This window comes from Azospirillum sp. UENF 312511 (assembly GCF_058780635.1).
This window is the reverse complement of record NZ_JBSNCG010000003.1, coordinates 1,100,776-1,122,482: the sequence shown is the minus strand read 5'-3', so window position 1 is coordinate 1,122,482 and position 21,707 is coordinate 1,100,776. Positions and strand designations below refer to the sequence as shown.

9 protein-coding genes and 3 pseudogenes are annotated in these 21,707 nt (G+C 62.7%); 2 read left to right on the top strand and 10 right to left on the bottom strand.

The features are described from left to right. Window positions 1–397: 397 nt before the first annotated feature. Complete coding sequence (locus tag ACWPN7_RS16630) at window positions 398–1,516, bottom strand: IS110 family RNA-guided transposase (protein ID WP_492273374.1); 1,119 nt, start codon at window positions 1,514–1,516, stop codon at window positions 398–400. 368 nt (window positions 1,517–1,884) lie between these two features. Here ACWPN7_RS16630 and ACWPN7_RS16625 point away from each other — a divergent pair, with 368 nt between their 5' ends. Continuing rightward, window positions 1,885–5,502, top strand: a complete 3,618-nt coding sequence (locus tag ACWPN7_RS16625; protein ID WP_492273373.1) for a hypothetical protein — start codon at window positions 1,885–1,887, stop codon at window positions 5,500–5,502. Between the two features lie 484 nt (window positions 5,503–5,986). On the opposite strand, the gene ACWPN7_RS16620 is transcribed toward ACWPN7_RS16625, so the two are convergent. From ACWPN7_RS16620 to ACWPN7_RS16585, 8 genes and pseudogenes are all read right to left on the bottom strand, one after another. Further along, a complete protein-coding gene (locus ACWPN7_RS16620) occupies window positions 5,987–7,546 on the bottom strand; it encodes a patatin-like phospholipase family protein (protein ID WP_492273372.1) in 1,560 nt (519 codons plus the stop codon). Window positions 7,547–7,585: 39 nt separating this feature from the next. Then, entirely contained in the window at window positions 7,586–9,868 is a 2,283-nt protein-coding gene (locus ACWPN7_RS16615) for a S8 family serine peptidase (protein ID WP_492273371.1), read from the bottom strand. Continuing rightward, a complete protein-coding gene (locus tag ACWPN7_RS16610) occupies window positions 9,843–11,081 on the bottom strand; it encodes an AAA family ATPase (protein ID WP_492273370.1) in 1,239 nt (412 codons plus the stop codon). The genes ACWPN7_RS16615 and ACWPN7_RS16610 overlap by 26 nt, the downstream gene beginning before the upstream one ends. Before the next feature lie 417 nt (window positions 11,082–11,498). Then, window positions 11,499–12,256, bottom strand: a pseudogene (locus ACWPN7_RS16605) (IS5 family transposase). A 354-nt stretch (window positions 12,257–12,610) separates the two neighbouring features. Beyond that, window positions 12,611–13,842 (bottom strand): annotated as a pseudogene (locus ACWPN7_RS16600) (IS3 family transposase). Between the two features lie 177 nt (window positions 13,843–14,019). After that, window positions 14,020–15,018 (bottom strand): annotated as a pseudogene (locus ACWPN7_RS16595) (IS630 family transposase); the annotation flags it as partial. A gap of 139 nt (window positions 15,019–15,157) precedes the next feature. Continuing rightward, window positions 15,158–16,312, bottom strand: coding sequence for a cell division protein ZapE (gene zapE, locus ACWPN7_RS16590; RefSeq protein WP_492273369.1), 1,155 nt, complete (start codon window positions 16,310–16,312; stop codon window positions 15,158–15,160). Between the two features lie 101 nt (window positions 16,313–16,413). Further along, complete coding sequence (locus tag ACWPN7_RS16585) at window positions 16,414–17,793, bottom strand: GGDEF domain-containing protein (protein ID WP_459197697.1); 1,380 nt, start codon at window positions 17,791–17,793, stop codon at window positions 16,414–16,416. Between the two features lie 260 nt (window positions 17,794–18,053). Between ACWPN7_RS16585 and ACWPN7_RS16580 the strand changes: the two genes are divergently transcribed. Then, the gene (locus ACWPN7_RS16580; protein WP_349621999.1) at window positions 18,054–20,315 is read left to right on the top strand and encodes an ATP-binding protein; all 2,262 of its coding nucleotides are present in this window, start codon (window positions 18,054–18,056) and stop codon (window positions 20,313–20,315) included. Between the two features lie 137 nt (window positions 20,316–20,452). Here ACWPN7_RS16580 and odhB read toward each other — a convergent pair whose 3' ends face one another. Beyond that, on the bottom strand, window positions 20,453–21,703 hold the full coding sequence (odhB, locus tag ACWPN7_RS16575) for a 2-oxoglutarate dehydrogenase complex dihydrolipoyllysine-residue succinyltransferase (RefSeq protein ID WP_038529618.1): 1,251 nt from the start codon (window positions 21,701–21,703) through the stop codon (window positions 20,453–20,455). Between the last annotated feature and the right edge of the window lie 4 nt (window positions 21,704–21,707).

Genomic DNA, 21,707 nt, shown 5'->3' with positions numbered 1-21,707 from the left:
AGGCTCTGCGTTTGACTTGACCGTTGACTGCTATGAGGCTCCTGCAGAGTGCAGTTCGGTGAATCTTTCGAATGTGTCTGAGCACTCTCAGGTCCCGTTTCAAGAGTGTAGGCACAGGCGCTCGTCTCCGGTGACCGGCCAAGGCCCGGAAGCTGGCGCGCATGGCAGAAGGCGGAGCGGTCGAGACGGCGGCTGATCAAACTCTGATGCGCGGGTTGGCTACCGGACCGTGTTCCGTCTCAGGGCTGCCTCGGTCTGGGAGCGGGCGTCGCAAAGCGGCCACAGAGTAGGTCACGAGGGCTCCCCTGGCGAGCTCCGCCTCCAACCATACGCGGCAGTCTTATGGTGCTAAGCCGATCTGTCCTCCTCTGCGCGTCTGCTCTTCACCTCCAAGTGTTTAGGCGGCCCCGGCCGACTGCACTTCGCGGGCAATCGCCCAGGCAAAGGCCACCATCTCCCGGGCGATCGCGGTGATCACCACGTTGCGGTTCTTGCCTGTGGCGGTGAGCCGGCGGAACTGCGCACACAACCGTATCTGAGCCTTCCACGCGATGGCCCGCACCGCCTTGGGCAGCGCTTCCAGTCGCGGTCGGATCTCTTTGGTTACTCGCGCCGGCCAACGGTAGCTCCACGCGCCCTCGACCAGAATGCGCCGCACGCGCGTGTTGCCGGCCTTGGTGATGCCAGTGCGCTGGACCTTGCGGCCGCTGGAATGCTCGGATGGCACCAGGCCCAGGTAGGCCATGAGCTGGCGGGGATTGGCAAAGCGGCGGAAGTCGCCGATCTCGGCCACCAGCACCACCGCCGAGAGGAAGGCGATGCCCCGCATGGCCTGCAGAGCCTCGATCAGTGGCCGTAGCGCCCAGGTGCTCGCCAGCTCTTCGATCTGCCGATCGAGCCGATCGCGGCGCTGCTCGGCGTCGGTGATGGTATCGATCAGCTCCTGCAGGACGATCTGCTGAGCGGGATGCTCGAACCGCTGAGCGGCCAACCAGCGGCGATGCGCCGCCGTCCAGGTCCGTCGCCCGGTGAAGAGGCGGTTGTGGCGCAGCAAAAAGCCCTGAAGTTGCTGGCGTGCCCGGCGCACCGCCTGCATGGCCGCCGTGCGGGCACGCACCAGATCCCGCGTGGCCTCGTGCGCCGCGTCGGGCACCCAGACGGCGGTAAGTTCACCGGCGCGATGCCGCCGCGCCAGGGTAACAGCGTCCCGCCGGTCGGTCTTGACGCGATCGCCGCTGCGCACCGGAATGAGCGAGGGCGCCGCCACGATGCAGACATGGCCCAGCTCGGTGATCTGCCGATGCAGCCCGTAGCTGCACGGGCCAGCCTCGTAGCAGACGCTCAACTGGCCATACTTGCTGGCCAACTTGTCGATCAGCCGGCGCACCGCGTCGGCACGATTGGGGATCTCCCCCACGAAGCGCACCTCTCCCGAACGGCCAGCTTCGGCTACCGCGACAGCGATCGTCTCTTTGTGCGTGTCCATGGCAACAAACGCCGCTGTATCCTGCTCCATGGCTCGTCGCCTCTGTCTGAGGCACGGCGCCGGCCTACCCGGCGCAACCCTCGGTGACGACAGAACGTGAGACGAGCCACCTTCAGCTCGGCAGGGACATGGGGTCTAGGGCATCCTCGACCGCTGCTGCGTCGCTTGGAACATCCTCGTCGAGCAGCCCTGGACCATCATTTCCATCGGCATGCGAGACTGGACGCATCGGTCATGATCCATGAGTCTTGGTATGAAAGTAGAGAAATTCGTATGAAAGCAGAGAAGTTCGATCGACAGCGGCTCGACCGCGATGGTTGTGGCGAGGAAGGCAGGAGCTCGGTACTGTATGCATCGTGCATCGGCGACCGCCGACGTGTTACCTCGTAGAGCAAATCATGCCAAGCCCATTGGCCACCGGCGGCGCCGGAACCCATCTTGAGAGCCGCGTCGCTGCCGACTACCTTGCTTACATGCTGGTTGGCGGCGAGGTCCGTGGGCTTCTGGATTGTGTTGCCCGGGTGGTGCGGCTTCAGCGCTCCTACGAAGGGCAAGCCCTGGACGACATCATCGTCGATGCCGAGGGGGCAAGGGGCCCGGCTACCCTTAGTCTCCAGGTTAAGCGGACTCTCGCGTTCGGTAACAACCCTAATTTCTGCGATGTCATGAGGCAGTGCTGGGACACGTTCTCGGCAGATACCTTCCGACATGGGCGGGACCGCCTTGGCCCTGCCGTCGGCTCCGTTACGAGCGCGGACAATGATCGACTTACTGTGCTTAATTGGGCACAGCAGACTTCGGATGCAGGCGACTTCTTCAGTAAGCTCCAGATTGCCGGAGTCGGCAATGCTAATATGCGAGAATTTGTCGCAGCTATTCGAGCGTCGTTGGAAACGGCAGCCAGTGCAGCTATCGACGACGACACCTGTTGGCGTTTCCTCAGGCATTTTGTCCTTCTTCACTTCGACTTCGAGCACGTGACGACGTCGCGGGACCGTCGTCACGTTATCACTAGTCTTAGGCAAGTCTTGACGCCGCAACATGCCAGCCGCGCTCCCGAACTCTGGGATGCGCTGATTGTCAAGGCAGAGGCCATGATGGCGGCTGCGGGCAGTGCCAACCGAGCCGCACTGGTCGAGGAGTTGGGCGGCAGGTTCGCTTTTGTCGACGGATCAGACGTCACGCAGAGGACGATGGGAGGCGGCATACCGTCACGCAGGAACGATAACGAGTTGGCAAGTACTGCAATTAATTACCGCCCCGCCAACTCCAGTCCTGTACCGTATCGGCCTGCTAGGCTTGGCACGCGTGTGGTGCCAACGGAAGTCTGTGGCAGGGGCTCCGAAGATGGCCAAGGACGACGGCAGGTGGGTTGCGAGGCTTGGCGCGAGACCTTCAGCTACAAAAATCTGCGTTGGCGCGAGCGGTCAGAGGGCGAGGCCTTCGAGGAGATGCGGCGAGGGGGCCGGTGGAGAAATCGCCAAGTGATACTCGGGGAGCCGGGTGCAGGAAAAACACGTCTGTTAATTGAATGGTTTCGTCGCTGGTGGGGCGAGTCCCATATCACTCCAGCTGAGGACCTCCGCGTCCCAGTGCTGGTCCGTCTGCGGAATTTAGACGCCACCCCGTTAGACGCGGACGGGCTGCTCAACTGCTTGTGGAACCTTGCCAAAACCGATGTCCACGTTCATTGCCCGGCCGCTGCGAGCATCTACCAGGGGGAGCTCGTGTACCGGCCCGTCTGGCTGCTCGACGGACTGGACGAATTGCCCGACACTGTTTCTCCTGCAGACTGGCTGCACTGTTTGGCGGCGCTGCCGGGTGATGTGGTAATGACCTGCCGTACGGCGGTCTGGGAGGCGCGGCGCGGCGCGCTACGCGACATAGGGATTATCAGTGAGGAAACGATTCTACCGCTCACCAGCGCTGACCGCGCCGCGCTTTTGGAGTCTTGGCTGGGAACGGAGAGCGACCGCGTCTCAGCAATCCTGGAGCGTTATGCTGCGCTCGCGCCGCTCGTGGGTAACCCGCTGTTGCTGAGGTTGGCGGCGTTGGTCTGGAGCGAGAATCCTGGCGTGCTTCCGGTCTCGCGTGCTGAATTCTACCGGAGGGCGGTTGCGACACTTTGGAGCCAGCGGGTTCCAGAGGCAAGATTCGGCGAAATCGAGGCCCGCGATCGGGTGCTGCAGGCGCTTGCGGCGCGCATGGGACTGGGGCGGGTTGAAGCGCCTGCCAGCTTCCTGACTGCGTCCATACAGGGGGCGGGTGTGGCGGAGCCACATTCCCTCCTGGCCGGATTGCGCCGAAGCGGCGTGCTCGCCATTGATGACGGTCGTGAGATGGTGTCATTCCTACACCCGACCTTCCAGGAATATTTTCTGTCGGCTGCACTGGCAGAGCGTGGGGCGGTAGAAGCGATTGAGAGCTACTGGCAAAACCCGTGTTACGACGAAGCGCTGGCACTGCTGTTGGCGCGGTTGACTTCCGAAGGGCGCACGGGGGAGGTCGCGGCGTGCCTGCTCTGGCTTGTCCGGTTTGGCCGCGACCATGCCACCAAGCGGACCCTGCTGCACCGGCTAGGACGCAGTCCTATGCGGGTTGCCCTGCATCTGGTCACCCGGGCCGGACTAGCCGTCGGAGACCTGGGAGAGGTCGCGCAGAAGCTGGAGGAGGACATTGGTAGAGACGGACTACGGGCTTTGGCCCTGGCCAGTGATAACCTCACTCCATCGTTCTTGCTCAAGCGATTGGCCGGAAACTTCAACGCCGGTATGCGCTATGCGCTGGCGGAGAATGGCGCGACGCCGACGCCTGTGCTCGAATTGCTGGCCTGCGACCGTGACGACCTCGTACGCTGGGCGGTGGCGCAGAACGACTCCACGCCTACGCCGGCACTGGAGCGACTAGCCGGCGACCATAAGGCGGAGGTGCAATGGGCGGTGGTGCGAAACAGCGCAGCGTCGGCGCTGATGCTGGAGCGGCTGGCCGGTGATCCCGAGCCCTGGATGCGTCGTTCGGTAGCGGAGAACCACGCGACACCAGTGCCGGTGCTGGAGATGTTGGTCAGTGACCCTGAGCCCGTGGTGCGCGAAGCAGTAGCGAAGAACGCCGTGGTGCCGGTGCCGGCGTTGATGCTGCTTGCCGGAGACCGTGATGCCAATGTGCGCCAGGCAGTGGCGAGAAGTAGTGTGACTCCGTCACCGTTATTGGCACAGCTGGCCGACGATCGTGATGACTGGGTACGCTGGGCGGTGGCGCAGAACGGCGCGACGCCCACGCCGGTGCTGGAGCGGCTAGCCGGTGACCACAAGGTGGAGGTGCAATGGGCAGTGGCGAGAAACGGTGCGACTCCGGCACCGATATTGGCACAGCTGGCCGAAGACTGTGATGACTTTGTATGCTGGGCGGTGGCACAGAACGGCGCGACACCAACGCCGGTGCTGGAACGGTTGGCCGGTAACCTTGATGCCAAGGTGCGGCAGGCTGTAGCGGGGAACAATGCGGCGCCGGTGCCGGTACTGGTACAGCTGTCTGGTGACCTCGACGATGGCGTGCGCGAGTTGGTAGCGGAGAACGGCACAACGCCGATGCGGGTACTGGCGCTGCTGGCTAATGATCACGATGCTGACGTACGCGTGGCGGTAGCGAGAAACGGCGCGACGCCGGAGCCAGTGTTGGTACAGCTGGCCAGCGACAACCACCTCATGGTGCGCGAGGCGGTGGCGAGGAACAATGTAACGCCAGCATCGGTGCTAGCACAGCTGTCCAATGATCACGATGCCGACGTGCGCGCGGCGGTGGCGAAAAACGGCGCGACACCAATACCAGTGCTCCTACAGCTTGTCGGCGACAACCATCTCAAAGTGCGCGAGGCGGTGGCGAGGAATAATGCGACGCCAGCATGGGTGCTAGCACTGCTGGTCGGCGATTACGAGGCCAAGGTGCGTCACGCGGTGGCGATGAACCCGAACACCCTTCTGGAGGATTTGGAAGCCGTATGTGACTGCGCTATATAATGCGTTGTCCACCGGCTTAGTTATGTGATGACGGAACGTTGTTCGCGGTATCCGCCGGGGCGAGCAATTCGATGTTGCACAGTTGACTGAGCGCATGAGCCGCCCACGCCATCTACGGCGGGTTCATCGCGCTTTCCCACGCTCGGCCTGCTCTTGAGTGCACAATAGCGCAATCTAATCGCGCATCACGTGAAGTGCCGCGAAAGGTGTAGTCGCCCAAAAACTACTACGGCTGGCGACTATGTATAGCCGCCAGCCGTACCAACAATTCCGATAAGAGTTATCGGCTGGTCGGGTCAGTTTTGCTACTGGTTGTGGAGTTCACCTGAACTCCTTTGATTTCTGGGTCAGGGATGCGCTTATTAAAATAAGCGTACCGGCCTTCGTACGCGTCCTCAACGACGACAGTACCATTCGCCAGAGTACGCGTGCGGAAGGGCGTTTTCGCGTCACGTTTGATACCGCTGGGGACCATTGCACTCTCTCAGTTCAGTACGCGACCGACGACGTCGGACCACCGTTTCAAAATCTGCACGAACTCATGGTTCGGGATTCCTGCTTCATCAGCCCACCCGGCCTCGTTAGGCGGCAACTCCGAGTCTATAGATAATGCACCGGCGAGCGTTAATCCAGTGATAACGCCATCCACGACAACCGAAGCACGACGGAGATCGAAAACTGGGATGCTCGCAACCGCACGTCGAGTGTTCGGGACCTTGTTAATTTGCCCCCGAGTCATGTTGGACGCATCAGGTTTCGCGCGCACCTTATCCCAATCCGTGACAATTGGCCGCTCAGCCCCCATAGCGTCGCCAGAGGGCCCTGCACCTTGTTCCAGCACTAGGTCGACATCCGCATCATCATCCATGCCAACTTGATAAACAATCACCCGGTGGCCATTGTTCCCGTAAGGCAGCATGACATTACAGCGCAGGGATTTCGATGTCGGAAACGCCAGTTTGATCTCTTGTAAGAAACCGGATAGAACCGTCAGAAAGACATTTTTATCTCCATACACTGCCACAAGCTGCTCAGCCGGATCCTGAAGTAGCGTTTGCGGCTGCGATACCCCGTAACGGCGAACAAAAAACGAGAGCGTTTCTCGCTTTCCATCATTATATAGTGTGCGACGCTTCGCAGAGGTTATATTGAAATCAAGGGTACGGATTTCTGGAGGGATCGGAACTTCAATATGAAAGAGCCGACTCGAACTCCGCCGTATGAGAGCATCGCCGCTTTCGAGGGCCGTCTCTAACATATCTACTAGAAACTCGCGCGGCCCGTAGGTTGTCGGCACCGCAGCGCTAGGGGTCAACCCCGTTGTCAGATCGAATGCAACCAAAGGGAGCCCGTTGCGGTCACGCTCATCATCGAAAAGCCAAACGGGAAGGTTGCTTGCAACACCACCATCAACCAACGGTGCCCTATGCAGCATTACTGGCTTAAACAGCAGCGGATAGGAGCAGGATGCCCTAACCGCTGTTAGAACATTGGTGGTTGGACTCTCCACTCCATCGTACATAACGACGCTGCGCCGTGTCTGGAGATTGGCTGCTACCACCTTAAGGGGGGCGCAGCCGACCTTTGTCAAGTGGTTGAAAGTAATTTCGCGCGCATTCTCTAGTGACCGATGCTTCCGAATTATCAACTCGCGAAGCTTCGTTTCCAGCTTATCCCCAGAGTATACACCTTGGGCATTTAGCAAATCTCTCAAACGGCTCCGATAGCCCCACCAAATTTTTCCAGCCGCACAGTATCGGCCAAACTTCGTCTCTGCGGCCGCAACCTCGTCAATAACGCCGCTCCAAAGGCCAAGCTCTGCGCCTTGATCATCGAGCAAATCGGCAAAGTTTAGCTCGTCGCACATCACGCCGAGCAACTCGTCTGGCGTATAACCAATACTAGATAGAAGTGCTACAATGCTTCCAGCAGAAGTTCCGCCATAGCCGAGAAACTCAACTCCGGACTCTTCTGCGCCTTTCAAACAACCAGCAAGGGCGGCTCCTTTAACACCACCCCCGTCGAGAACTGCATACGCCTTCATGGTTTTCCTCTAAACACGCTATACCCAAGCGGATTGTCCTTACGCGCCCAACGAAATATCCTGATCAATGACCGCGCTCTCAACGCGGTTGCCCATTGCACGGATAAAGGTATCAAAGGTTCCTGGATTGCCGCGGGAGTCCTCAAATGTCAGAACGAAGGCTGCCTCATGAAGACGGCCTTGGCGAGACCATGCTCCCATTCGAGCGAAATTGTCCCTTTCAAAAACCCGCGCAAAAACGCGGAGATGTGATCCGCCGAGATGGGCCGACATCAGCCCATCCTTAGGTCGTCGGTCATCAGGGTGTACAAACCGCCCTTCGTAGCAGCGGGTAGGCTGCCACTTCGAGTCTTCAGCGCGAGCAATCCCTTCGGCTGTCTCAACTGGCAGGCCACCAATGAGCCTTTTCCACCCCCCTTTTAATGTTTCAAATTGCAAGCTGGTTTGAAGCCGGCTGGCGAAATAATTGCTACTACCGAGTGGCGTTGTGTCAGGAGATAAGACTGCTGTCAGCCGAACTCGCCCGACCAGGTAACCGTCCTCAATCATGGTATCAGGCAGCGCGATATCTCTCCAATAGTAGCTGGCACCCGTCTCCAGTTGCGCATTCCATGCTAGGACAATATTGCCCGGTGGGCACTCCCAAGGAGTATGAGGAGCAACAGGGCTGCCGAATCCAAGCTCATGTGTGAATATCCCCAGATCACTGGCACCGATCAACACGGCCTTGACTAGGTCTGCAGTTGGATTCCGGAGGTTATTCCACGTGTGCGCAGCGACACGCGACACCAATGGCGCCGCATAACTTGTTCCAACTAGAACAGCCCCACCTGGTAATGCGTGGTTCGAGAACCAGCTCATTTCAGGTTTGAGCATGCCATCCGGACCTAGCCCAGTGCGAGAGTCTAGACACGCATGAGCAATATTGCCGCCGTCGTCGTGAAGGCGGCCTGTTACAACGATAGCCGCCTCACAGTCGCCGGGTACGGATAGCCGACAATCCGAGCTATGATTTGACGCACGGTTGCCCGCAGATATGACCAGTATATTGCCATAGCGTCGAGTAATCTGGGCAAGCGAATGAGCAAAGGGGCTCACGTCAAACGGATCACATGGTCCTTCGAGGTTGGCCGATAAGTTCCAGACTCGGGTCTCGGGGTGGGCTTCCATAGCGTGAGCGACATGTCTTAGAAAGGCTTCTGGCACGAATGGAAACGTTGTAGTGTCATTCGCGATCGCTTGTACTACGCCAACGCGGCAGGGCAATGAGGGAATCTGAAGGCCATTGCCCCAGCGTTCCGCCTCAACAATAAGGGAGGCCACGTGCGTTCCATGCTCCCGCGCGGCATAGCGGTTAGGAACGAAAGGCTTCTCACTCCAAGCAACTGCATTCTCGTATCGACCAGGAAGAAGGCCGCCATCGATGACGCCCACAACAGGGGCATTCTGAAGTTCTGGAACTGGGCGCCTTGGCAAGTCGATTTGAGCTGCTCGGGTTGGAGTAAGCGGTTGAACAGGATCCCACTTCACGATCGAGCCAGATGCGATCAGTTGTCGTAGCATTGCAACTGATGAGCAGACAATCGTAAGAAAGGGCACTCGATCGGCAGCAAGCGCCTCTATTGCTCCCCCCTGCGCTGGAAATCCCGGCACCACGGCGTGCGTTGTCGCTTCCTCAGTGTCGCTCTCGCCAACTAGGTCGAAGCCCTCTTCACCTCCTTCTTCATAACGCAGGCGTTCGTAGATCGCTTCACGCATCAATTCCTCAGCAAGCTCTTTCCGCGCCGCTACTGTCCGAAATGGCGCCGGCGCACCAATGAATAAACGGGAGTCGCCGTTCAGGACGGTGGCCCTGGACCAAATTTGCTCAAAATTCTGCTCAAGAAGGTCGGTAACCAGCAATGACACAGATGAAATGCGCGACACATCAACCTGAGTCGCAATAGGAATGCGATCTGCCCTTAAGCGTTGCGCCATCCGCTTCAATGCATCAGAATCCACCTCTGCCACATAGCCATTTCTCCACGGAGCAACGAGTTCGGCTCCAAGTTCAGATGCAAAAACATCACGCGGCACATAGCTCGGCGCAGCAGATTTGTCGTCCATCACAACTCGAAGCAGCGTGCGACCAGCCTTAGCTGACTTTTTGAGTTGCGGATCATGTGACAGCTCAGAAAAGCGCTGCACAAGCATCTTGCGGCGCTGTGTGAGATACTCATGGCGAATGTCTTTAGCACTCTTTCCACCTCCTGGCGCTGCCTTCGGCTGCGGAGCAGAAACCAGCGTAAGAAGGGGATTAAGAATTGGTCGACGCGTCGCCACTAGGTGTCTCCAAATTCTCTGCTGCCCGTGCCTCTAAGGCATGAGCCGCAAGGGACCGCACATATTCGTCCACCCTTTGGCGCGAAACGCCGACAAGGCTTGCTATCTGAGAGCGCGCCATATTGAACGGAAGCAACCTTTCAGTCAATGCGCGACGCTCATCCCCGGTCAAAGGTTTTCCCGTCGGAAGGATGAGGGTTGTACCGGCGCTTAGAATAGCGCTTCGAGCAAGGTCATCGATAGCGACTGGCCTCTCGCCGAGGATTGCAGCCCGCCGAGCGGCGAAAGCGAGTTCGCGAATGTCCGCTGGCGACAAGCCCTCCGACACCGCCCCGAGCAGTTCATAGAGCGGCTTAAGGTTATTATCCGCCAAGAACAAGCGCCACAAGTCTGATCGAAGATCTCTACTTGGTAAACTCATTTCCGTTCTATAAGGAAATCGACGCCAAATTGCCGGATCCAGAAGCTGTGGGTGATTGGTTGCAGCCAGCACAATGGTTTTATCATCAAGGTCATCGAGGCCCTGAATTAGTGTGTTTACGACCCGTTTTAGCTCACCAATTTCGCGGCTATCGTCACGCATCTTTGCAACTGCGTCGATCTCATCGAGGAATATGAAGCCCGAGTGAGCTGATACATAGTCAAATATACTCCTAATGTTCTTTGCCGTTTCCCCCAGCATCGAGGAAATGGTGGCATCGAGCCGGGCCACGTGAAATGGTTTTCCAAGTCGGGCGGCGATATGTCCCGCGAGCAAAGTTTTGCCTGTGCCCGGTGGGCCGGAAAGCATCAGCTTCAGCCCTGACTCAATTCCAGCCTGAGCCAGCTTCTCAGCATTAATGGCATCGTCGATGAACCGCCCGACCACTGCCTCAGTTGTACTCTCCATCAGAATTGGAGTATTAGGGAGCGGTATTTCGTCAACAAGAGGCAAGCGACTGCGCCCATCAACCGGCAGTTCTTCTACATAGCCAGAAGTACGCAAAGGAGCTGCGCGTTGCCGCAGGAGACTGCGTAGGCGGCTTGCGTGCTCGGCCTTGCCCATGTCAGCGAGTCGTCGGACCAATTGCGAACCTGCACGACGCAGACTGGTAAAATCCGCATTCATTGCCGCTTCAACAAGCTCAAGAATGGAATCCGCGTCCGCCTGAGCAATGCCGTCAAACAGCTCCGCTTGAGGCTCTGTACCCTGCTTCAACTCTGATTTTTTCATCTTCCCGCCGCAACATGTAATGGCCCTTTGCGCAATGAAATCGCGCTATCTGGCAAGGGCTATTGGACGATTTATGCCGTTCGATATCGAGTTGTGCAATAGGAGCATAGGGCGTAGGAAAACTTTTCGGAATGCACCCCAGCCCGACTTGAATGCGGCAATTAGCCAAAGCTTTGACTTGGCGGTATTTTTCGTGAAATTCGGGGGCCCGTGGCACCATGCCACGATCGCAAGCGGCTACCTGCTGCGCTGCGATGTGGGCCCTCTACCTTAAGGCGGTAAAGTCGCCCATGAACCGGATGCGGTGAACATTTTTCGACGCCTCCTGTGTCGCAATGGGGGCATTGCGACCCGGATCATTCCTTCGTTGCGGACCGCTAGGGCACGTAGTTCCCTGCCGTGCCCTAGGGCTGGGACTCATAACCAGTAGCTGACGAGAGCAGCGATCTGGACGGCCGCCAGAAAGTTGACGGCGAGGCGATCGTAACGGGTGGCGATACGGCGAAAATCCTTCAACCGGTTGAACATGCGCTCGATGGCATTACGGTTGCGGTACAGGTAGGGAGAGAAGCAACTCTTCCAACGGCGGTTGACCTTGGGCGGGATGTTGGGGGCGGCCCCCTTGGCCTCGATCTTCCGGCGCACGGCGTTGGTGTCGTAGCCCTTGTCTCCATGCACCAGATCGGCGGCGGTCAACTGGTCCAGCAATTGGTCGGCGGCTGTGCAGTCCGCGACCTGCCCACCTGTCAGCAGGAATGCGATGGGGCGGCAGGCGGTGTCGGTCAGGGCGTGGATTTTTGTCGTCCGCCCGCCGCGGGACCTCCCGATCGCTTGGCAGCGCTCCCCCCTTTTCCGCCGGAGGCACAGCGGTGTGCTTTCACGGCTGAACTGTCGATCAGAAGCTCGGCCGGTGGGCCGCCCACACTGGCCAACGCGTGGAACATGGTGGCCCAAATGCCTTTGGCTGCCCACCGCTGAAAGCGGTTGTACAAGGTCTTACGGGGGCCGTAGACGGCAGGAGCGTCCTTCCACCGGCAGCCGGAGATCAGCACATGAATGATCCCGCTGATCACCCGACGGTCATCGACCCGTGGCTTCCCCCGCGTGTCCCGTGGCAGAAACGGCTCAAGCCGAGAGACCTGAGCGTCGCTCAGCCAGAAAAAGTCCTGATCCATAAACAGCCTCCCTTCGGAGGCTATGAATCACACTGACGCCACCGTGGGAATCCGTTTATGGGTCCCGGCCCTAGGCTGCTCTCCCAGCGTTTCGACCACCACAAGGACACCAGCGTAGCAGGTGGGAAGCCAAGATCTATGGGGCTCACAAGCGGTGGCGTGGCACCAGGTTTTGTAGTCGATCCAGAAAATCGCGCGTAAAATCTCAATGAAATCAAAGAGCCGCAGCTACGGTGTGTGGCTCAACTGTTTAAGTTGGGTCCAGAGATGTCCTCGTAGGCTCATTCTGCGGCGCTGAGACTGTGCTCGATCTGTGAACTGCGGCCCGGGAATGAGACACCCGTCTGGGCTTGTTCAGGCGGCCAAGGGTAGCTCGGCCACGGGCAGCCGATCAACCCGAAGTTGGTCAGCGCGCACCTGGGCTGGGGTGCGGTGTCCATGTCGGGCGACGAGCCAGGTTTCGTTGTAATGGCGGGCGAACTCGACCAGAGCGCGGCGCAACTCCTCGATGGTGTCGAAGGTGTGGACCCACAGGAAATTCTCCTTGAGCGTCCGGATGAAGCGCTCGGCCACGCCGTTGCCCTCCGGCTCACGCACGAAGGATGGTGAGCTGGTGATACCCAAGCACTTGATCTCGGCTTGGAAGTCGCCGGACATGTAATTGGAGCCGTGATCGTGACGCAGCTTCAGCCCGGCGGCGACGCCCGGGCCGATGGCGCCGAAGTGGCGCAGCACGCCCTGGCGGACCGGCTCCAGCGCCTCGAAGCGGTTGCCGTTCTTGGAGGCGTGGATGCCCACCACCTCGGAGTTGGCGTGATCCACCGCGATGAAGACGCGCGCCACGCCCTCGGCCACGGTGTTCGTCTCGGTCATGTCGGTGCCCCACATCATGTTCACCGTCTCGGTCACGATGGTGCCGTCGTGCGCTCGTGTGCGCGGCCGCCCGACCCGATGCGGCGCCAGCAGCCCGTGCGCGCCCATCAGCCGCCGCACCCGGCGGGGCGAGGTGCGCACGCCCGCATGACGCAGGCGTGCCCAGATTTTCCGATAGCCCTCGCCATGGAAGCGCGAGGCGAGGATCTGCTGGCGGATGTGCGCGACCAGTTCGGCATCCGCACAGGGGCCGGGTGGGCCGCGTCGCCGGGGCATCGGTGTCGGGCCGGCCACCCGGTGGCGATACATAGTGGCGCGCGACACCCGCCAGATCCGGGCGACACGGGCCAGACCGTAGGGGCGACCGGTGGAGGGTGAGGTGGTCCGGCTCATCGTCTCGACCTCCGCCGGGCCAAAGGGTGACGGCCCTCCAGCGCGGCGATCTTCTCCTCCAGCAGCTCGTTGGCCATGGTGATCTCGCCAACCTTGGCCTTCAAGCGCGCGATCTCCTCATCGCGCTCGTCGCGTTCCCGTTCCTTCATGGCGGACGCCGCCCCAGCCAGGGCGCGCTCACGCCATTGCGACAGGCGGGCCACGGTGACGTTCAGCTCGCGGGCGACGACCTCGAGCGGCTCGCCGCGCAGCAGGCGCGTGACCGCCGCCACCTTGCGGGCCGCGGAGAAGCGTTGGGGCGTGCTGGCGTCGGCGCCCAAGGGAGCGCCTGCGCCAGCGTGGTGGGCGCGCTCCGGCACCCCCCTCGGGCTTACGCCCCTGTTCCTTGTCCATTTCAAACACCTCCGGTTGCGGTTCAATCTACCGCAGACGGGTGTCTCATCGAACCGTGCCGCGCCCCAACTGTGCTCGATCTGGGTGGGTGTGTGGGCAGTTGCATTGGCGGGCTTGGTCCAGACGAAAGGCTTGGACGTCTTGTTGTGCTCGCGGATGTAGCGGGCGATGGCCTCCTGCAGGTCGGCCATGGACCTGAAGACGCCGCGCCGGATGCGCCGGCGGGTGATGATGGAGAAGAAGCCCTCGACGGCGTTGATCCACGAGGCCGATGTGGGCGTGAAGTGGAAGACCCAGCGTGGGTGATTGGCCAGCCAGGCTAGGACCTTGGGATGTTTGTGGGTGGCGTAATTATCGACGATGGCGTGGATCACCTTGCCCGCCGGCACCGCCCGTTCCACGGCGTTGAGGAACGTGATGAACTCCTTGTGGGTGTGCTTGGGTAGTCAGCGCCCGACCACCGTGCCATCCAACGTGTTGAGGGCGGCGAACAGCGTGGTGGTGCCGTTGCGCTTGTAATCATGCGTCATCGTCCCGCACTTGCCGGGTTTCAACGGCAGACCGGGCTGGGTGCGGTCGAGGGCCTGGATCTGGCTCTTCTCGTCGATGGACAGCACCACCGCGTGGCAAGGTGGGTCCATGTACAAGCCGACGATGTCCTCCACCTTGCTGGCGAAGGCAGGATCAGTGGAGCGCTTGAAGGTGCGCAACCGATGTGGCTGGAGGCGATTGGCCTCCCAGATGCGCTGCACCGCGCGCAAGCTGATGCCGACGGCTTTGGCGACCGCCCGGCCAGTCCAGTGCGTCACCGCGCCGGGCGGTTCCGAGCAGGTCAGGGCCAGCACCTTGGCGACCGTGCTGGTCGGCAGCGGCGCCCGGCCGGGTTTGCGGGTCTTGTCGCGCAACAGCCCGTCCACGCCCTGTTCGGCGTAGCGCACCTGCCACCGCCAGACCGTCGGGCGACTGACGCCGGCCCGACCGGCCACCTCCAGCACGGGCCGCCACTCGGCCGAGAGCAGAATGATGTTGGCCCGCTGCACATGCTTCTACGGGCGGTTCCGGTTACCGATGAGCGCGGCTAAACGCGCGGTCCTTCGGTTCAACGATGACGCAGGGGGGCTCGGCCATGCCGCCAGAGTCACACGCCGACGGCTAATTGTGAACCCACTGTCTGCGTCACAGCATTAGGGGCTAATCGATGTGACACGACCGTGACACAAGCGCGCATACCGCGGTTCCTAGCTATGTCAAGTGCGGGAATTTCAAATAGTTCTCGGACTGCATCTCCATCAGGCGGCTGACCGTGCGTTCGAATTCGAAGGCGTGGGTGCCCTCGGGGTACAGCCGTTCCGGTGGGCCTTCGGCGGCGACCACGAGGTTGACCTTGTGCTCGTAGAGCGCGTCGATCAGCGTCATGAAGCGCTTGGCCTCGTTGCGCAGCTCGTCCTTCATCGTCGGCACGCCGTGGATCAGCACGGTGTGGAAGTGCGTGGCGATGGCGATGTAGTCGGCGGCGCCCAGCGGCTTGCCGCACAGGCTCCAGAAATCCACCAGCGCGACGCATTTGGCGGCGCAGGCGATCTCCACCTTCCGGCCCTGGACCGACAGATGGGTCGGTTCGCCCCGGGCGCCGTCGGTCAACGTCGCGAAGGTCTGGCGGATCTTGGCGTCGCTCTCCGGGCCGAGCGGCCAGAAATAGACGGGCTTGCCCTGGAGCCGGTCCAGCCGATAGTCGGTCGGCCCTTCCAGCGCCAGAACGTCGAGCTTTTCCTTGAGCAGCGCGATGAAGGGCAGGAACAGCTCGCGCTGGAGCCCGTCCTTGTAGAGCATGTCCGGCGGCCAGTTGGAGGTCGCGACCACCACCACGCCCAGGTCGAACAGGCTGGTGAACAGCCGGCCCAGGATCATCGCGTCCACGACGTTGGTGACGTGGAACTCGTCGAAGCAGAGCAGCCATGCCTCGTCGGCGAGTGCGCGGGCCAGTTCGGGCAGGGCGTCGTCCGCGTCCTTGCCCTTGCTCTTGCCCGACTGGCGGTGCTGGTGGATGCGCTCGTGCACCTCCAGCATGAATTCGTGGAAATGGACGCGGCGCTTCTTTTCCACCGGGGCGGTGTCGAAGAACAGGTCCATCAGCATCGACTTGCCGCGCCCGACGCCGCCGTACATGTAGAGACCCTGCGGCGCCTCCGCCGGTTCGGAGCGCGGGCGGCCCAGCCCGAACCGCTCCAGCCAGCCGGCCTTCGCCCCGCCGGCCTTCCCGGCCGGCTGCGGGCTGTAGCCCTTCAGCGCCTTGTAGAGGCTCTGGAGCTTCTCGGCGGCCAGCTCCTGGTCGGGGTCGGGGCGCAGCGTTCCGGTGCCGCGGCGGGCCCGGTAGAGCGAAAGCGGTCCGTCAGACATGGAATTCGCGGGTCTCGGCAGGGAAAGGTCTTACGTAGCCGATGCGTCCCCGCGGGGCAACGCCCGATGCCGGGATGCAGATGCGCTCAGGCGCCCACCATTCAGGCAACCACCACGCGGTTGCGTCCCTGGCGCTTGGCTTCGTAGAGGGCGGCGTCGGCCCGGCGGACGGTGTGTTCGTAATCCGGGTGCCCCTCGTGCAGGGCCGCCCCGATCGAGGCGGTGACCCGCAGCCCGTTCCCGGCACCCCCGGCGCCGGGAAAACGGTGCTCCTCGACCATGCGGCGCAGCTGGTCGGCCTTCACGCGCAGCGCCGCCTCGTCCATCTCGGTCAGCAGGATGAGAAACTCCTCTCCGCCGTAGCGGAAGACGAAATCGCCGGCCCGGACGTGGGTGTGCAGCAGCTCCGCCATGTCCGACAGGACGGAATCGCCGGCCTGATGGCCCAGCGTGTCGTTGATCGTCTTGAAATGGTCGGCGTCCATCAGCAGCACGGCGAAGGGCTTGCCGTGGCGCAGGCTGATGGCGACCTCGCGCTGGAAGATCGCCGGCATGAAACGCCGCGTCAGCAGGCGGGTCAGCGGGTCGCGCCCGCTTTCGATCTCCATCGCCTTCTCGATGATGGTGCCGAGGACGTAGGCGATCTCCGTGACGTCGTTGTTCAGCTCCTTCACGAAGGCGGGCGTGACCCAGCCGCCCTCCACCGCCGCGGACACCTTGGCGCTGATGCGGTTGGTGCGGTCGCGGATGAGGTCCAGCTCGGTCACCCGGCCGAAGGTCAGCTCCGCCTTGTGGTTCAGCCACAGGCCGAAATCGGAGGACTCGATGGCGGGCGGGCTGGCGTGGTTGCTGTCCTCATGCGCGTAGAAGGACACCACCGTGTTGCGCAGCCAGTCGAACAGCGAGGACTTCAGCCGCTCGCCCTCCAGCGCCAGATTGGGGCCGCTCATGAACATCTTGAGGGATTGCTGGTGGCGGACGTTGCCCAGCAGGTCGCCCAGATAGGCCTCGTGCATGTTGTCCAGCACGGTGTCCAGCAGCTCGCCGACGAACAGGATGGCGGACGCGGTCTGGGCGCGGCTGAGGTCGGCGGCGAGCAGGCGGGCGGACAGCTCCTTCTTGACGATCCGCATCCCGGCGTTGACCAGCGTCAGCGGGATGTTGATGCGGGCGTGGATCAGCCCGACCTGGTAATTCTGCTCCAGAACCGCCGCGATGGCCGTGTCGGTGGAGGCGGTGAGGAGCGCCTTGATCCAGCGCGCCAGCGAGGGGCGCAGCCGTTCCTGGACCAGCGTATGGCTGAGGAAGGTGTTGCTGTCCGGACGGTCCAGCAGGATCGCGTAGAAGACCTTTGAAATCGCCTCGGCCTCGGCGAGCGCGATGGCCGTCACGCGCTCGCGCACGGCGGGTTCGGTGTCGGTCCACAGCGACGACAGCGTGGCGGCAAGGATCGCGGCTTTGCGGTCTTTCTGGCTGTCCATCGTCCCTGTTCCTTTGCGCAACCGTGCCCGACCCGTTCGAATTCTTAACGCCCGGAGACCGTCAGGCAAAGCGGCAATCGCTCGTTCGGCCGATCGGGTTCATTGGTGCATTAAGGTTAAACTTCCATTATGGTTTTCGCGCGAGATTGGCGGTGGCCGGTGGCGGTACCGTCTTACGTTGGGCAATGCCACGCGGACGGTCCCTCACCGGCCCCCTTGGCCGGCCTCCTTGGACTGCGTGCGGAGAATTGTTTACAGCCATGGCCAGCCGCAATCCGGTTCGCGACGCGACCTTGCCGCCCTCTGGAAAGGGACCCGCCGGGTTGCCCCCCTCCGGATTGGGGGAGCGGCTGTTCGAGGTGCTGGGGTCGGTGCGCTTCCTGATGAGGGCGTCGGGCGTGGCCTTCATCGTCGTGGTCAACGCGATGATCGCCTACGGCGTCTGGCAGCGCCACACCGAGGCGGTGCAAGGGGCCGAGCGTTCGACCCGCAACCTCGCCCGCATCCTGGAGGAGCAGGCCGTCCGTACGGTGTTCAGCGTGGACCTGCTGCTGTCCGATCTGGTCACCGTCCTGGACACCCACCCGCAGGCGCGCACTGTGGCGGCGCCGTCGGTGAACGCCCTTCTGCGCAACCGCCGCGATGCCATCGGCCCGATCTCCGGCTTGATCGTGGTGGACGAGCAGGGCCGCGTCCTGCACCACTCCGCCGACAGCAGCCCGCCGGCCTTCGATTTGACCAGCCGCCCCTATTTCGCGGCCCACCGGGACGAGGGCGCGTCGGACGGTGGGCTTCACGTCGGCGTGCCGATCCCCAGCATGGCCTTCCCCGGCACCTACGTCATTCCGATGAGCCGCCGCTGGTCCCACCCGGACGGCAGTTTCGCCGGGGTGGTCGTCGCCATGATCAACCCGCTGCGGCTGGGAGCCGGATTCGAGGGGCTGCGGCTGGGGCTGGAGGGCACGGTCACCCTGGCGCTGGCCGACGGCACGGTGCTGATCCACCGCCCGTGGGACGAGGGCCGCCGGCGCCTCGCCACGCTGGCCGATTGGCCGGAGGTCGACGCCGCGCTGCGCACGCGGGACGCGGCGACGCTGGACACCGTGCTGCCCACCGATGGGCGCCCCAGCATCGCCAGCGTCCGCCGCGTCGCCGACTATCCCTTCACCGTCGCCGCCACCCTGCCGAAGGCCGAGGCGCTGGGCGAATGGAAGCGCGACAGCGCGGTGTGGATCGCCATGGGCCTTGCCATGTCGGTGGTGATCGCCCTGCTCACCTGGTACGTGGAGCGGCAGCAGTCCCGGCGGGAGCAGGACCAGAACCGGCTGGAGCGCGCCTCCCGTCGCATCCGCGGCATCCTGGAATCCATGGTGGACGCCGTGGTGACCATCGACTCGCGCGGCATCATCGAGACCTTCAATCCCGCGGCGGAGCGCATGTTCGGCTATGCCGAGGCGGAGGTGGTGGGGCAGAGCGTCAACATCCTGCTGCCGGAAGGCTTCCGCGCCGGCCACGACCGTTCGATGGCCGAGTATCGCCCGAACGCCGGCTCGCGCATCATCGGCAACGACCGCGAGGTTCTGGCGCTGCGCCGCGACGGCAGCACCTTCCCGATGAATCTGGCGGTCAGCGCGTTGCGGCTGGGCGGGCCGGACGGCGAGGGCGGGCCGGAGGAGAATGGCGCACCGCGGCGCGTCTTCGTCGGCGTCATCCGCGACGTCACCAAGCGCCGGCAGCAGGAGGCCGAGCTTCTCGCCTCCAAGAGCCAGGCGGAAATGGCCAACCGCGCCAAGTCCGAGTTCCTGGCCAACATGAGCCACGAGCTGCGCACGCCGTTGAACGCCATCATCGGCTTCTCGGAAATCCTCGACAGCGAATTCTTCGGCTCGTTGAACGAGCGCCAGAAGTCCTGCGCCAAGGACATTCACGACAGCGGCAAGCATCTGCTCGACATCGTGAACGCCGTGCTCGACATGTCGAAGATCGAGGCGGGCCGCTACGAGCTGTCCGAGGAGGTGATCGACCCCTGCGAAGCGGTGGCCCAGTGCCTAACCATGGTCCGCGACCGCGCCGCCGACAGCGGGGTGGACCTGCGCAACGGCGTGTCCGGCGGCCTTCCCGCCATCTGGGTCGACCGCCGCGCCTTCAAGCAAGTGCTGCTGAACCTGTTGTCCAACGCGGTGAAGTTCACGCCCGACGGTGGCAGCGTCACCCTGGCCGCCCGCGTCGAGGAGGACGGTGCCCTCGCCCTCTCGGTGGCCGACACCGGGATCGGCATCCCGAAGGCGTTCATGGAGCATCTGTTCCAGCCCTTCCGGCAGGCCGACAACTCGGCCAGCCGCCAGTTCGAGGGCACCGGGCTGGGGCTGTCGATCTCCAAGAACTTCATGGAGCTGCACGGCGGCTCACTGACCTGCGACAGCACGCTCGGCGCCGGGACCGTCATGACCTTGCGCCTGCCCGCCGAGCGGGTGATGAAGCCGGAGGATACCGCCGCCCGGATCGCCGCCGCGCTGGTGTGATGCCTGCGAAGGCAGGCGCCCGGCACCCGGATGGCAAAGAAAAAGGCGCCGCGAGGCGCCTTTTTTGAGGTCCGGGGACCGAAGCCCCCGGTGGCGGGTGCGGAGGACGGTGCCCCCGCATTCCCTTTGTCGGAATCTCAGACGTCCAGCAGCAGGCGCCGCGGGTCCTCAATGTTTTCCTTGATGCGGACGAGGAAGGTCACCGCCTCCTTGCCGTCGATGATGCGGTGGTCGTAAGACAGGGCCAGATACATCATCGGGCGGATTTCGATCTTCCCGTTCACGACGACCGGACGCTCCTGGGTCTTGTGCATGCCCAGGATGGCCGACTGCGGCGGGTTGATGATCGGGGTGGACATCAGCGAGCCGTAGACGCCGCCGTTGGAGATGGTGAAGGTGCCGCCGGTCAGCTCGTCCATCGACAGCTTGCCGTCGCGGCCCTTCTTGCCCAGCTCGCCGATCTTGCCCTCGATCTGGGCGAAGCCGAGCTTGTCGGCGTCGCGGACGATCGGAACCACCAGACCCTGCGGCGTGCCGACGGCGACGCCGATGTCGTAGTAGTTCTTGTAGACGAGGTCCGTGCCGTCGATCTCGGCGTTGACGGCCGGGATTTCCTTCAGCGCCTGGATGGCGGCCTTCACGAAGAAGGACATGAAGCCGAGACGCACCTTGTGGCGCTTCTCGAAGAAGTCCTTGTACTCGTTGCGCAGCGCCATGACGTTGGTCATGTCCACCTCGTTGAAGGTGGTCAGCATGGCGGCGCTGTTCTGGGCCTCCTTCAGACGCTCGGCGATGCGCTGGCGCAGACGGGTCATGCGGACCCGCTCCTCCTGCGCGGCGCGCGGACGGTCGCCCGCGGTGCCGGCGGTCCACTGGTACTTCTGCGGCGCGGCGGCCGGAGCGGCGGAGGGGGCCGCGGCCGGCTTGGCGGCGTGGTCGATCACGTCGCCCTTGGTGATGCGCCCGTCCTTGCCCGTGCCGGCGATCTGCGCAGCGTCGAGGCCCTTCTCGGCGACCAGCTTGCGGGCGGCCGGGCCGGCGTCGGCCAGGGCGGCGTTGCCCGCCGGGGCCGGAGCGGCGGCCGGGGCAGCCGCCGGAGCCGGAGCTGCGGCGGGAGCGGCGGCCTTGGCCGGGGCGGCCACGGCAGCACCGGCCTCGCCCAGCACGCCCAGCAGGGCGCCGACGCCGACGTTGGCGCCGTCGGCGGCGACGATCTCCGCCAGCGTGCCGGCGGATGGGGCGTTCACCTCAAGCGTGACCTTGTCGGTCTCCAGCTCGACCAGCGCCTCGTCGGCGGCGACCGCGTCGCCGACCTTCTTCAGCCAGCGGGCAACGGTCGCCTCGGAGACGGACTCGCCCAGGGTGGGGACCTTGATTTCGGTAGCCATAAGT

Bases quoted from the DNA above. Each gene is read 5' to 3' on its own strand.
- ACWPN7_RS16630 (WP_492273374.1), bottom strand. From the start codon at position 1,516: ATGGAGCAGGATACAGCGGCGTTTGTTGCCATGGACACGCACAAAGAG.
- ACWPN7_RS16625 (WP_492273373.1), top strand. From the start codon at position 1,885: ATGCCAAGCCCATTGGCCACCGGCGGCGCCGGAACCCATCTTGAGAGC.
- ACWPN7_RS16620 (WP_492273372.1), bottom strand. From the start codon at position 7,546: ATGAAGGCGTATGCAGTTCTCGACGGGGGTGGTGTTAAAGGAGCCGCC.
- ACWPN7_RS16610 (WP_492273370.1), bottom strand. From the start codon at position 11,081: ATGAAAAAATCAGAGTTGAAGCAGGGTACAGAGCCTCAAGCGGAGCTG.
- zapE (WP_492273369.1), bottom strand. From the start codon at position 16,312: ATGTCTGACGGACCGCTTTCGCTCTACCGGGCCCGCCGCGGCACCGGA.
- ACWPN7_RS16585 (WP_459197697.1), bottom strand. From the start codon at position 17,793: ATGGACAGCCAGAAAGACCGCAAAGCCGCGATCCTTGCCGCCACGCTG.
- ACWPN7_RS16580 (WP_349621999.1), top strand. From the start codon at position 18,054: ATGGCCAGCCGCAATCCGGTTCGCGACGCGACCTTGCCGCCCTCTGGA.
- odhB (WP_038529618.1), bottom strand. From the start codon at position 21,703: ATGGCTACCGAAATCAAGGTCCCCACCCTGGGCGAGTCCGTCTCCGAG.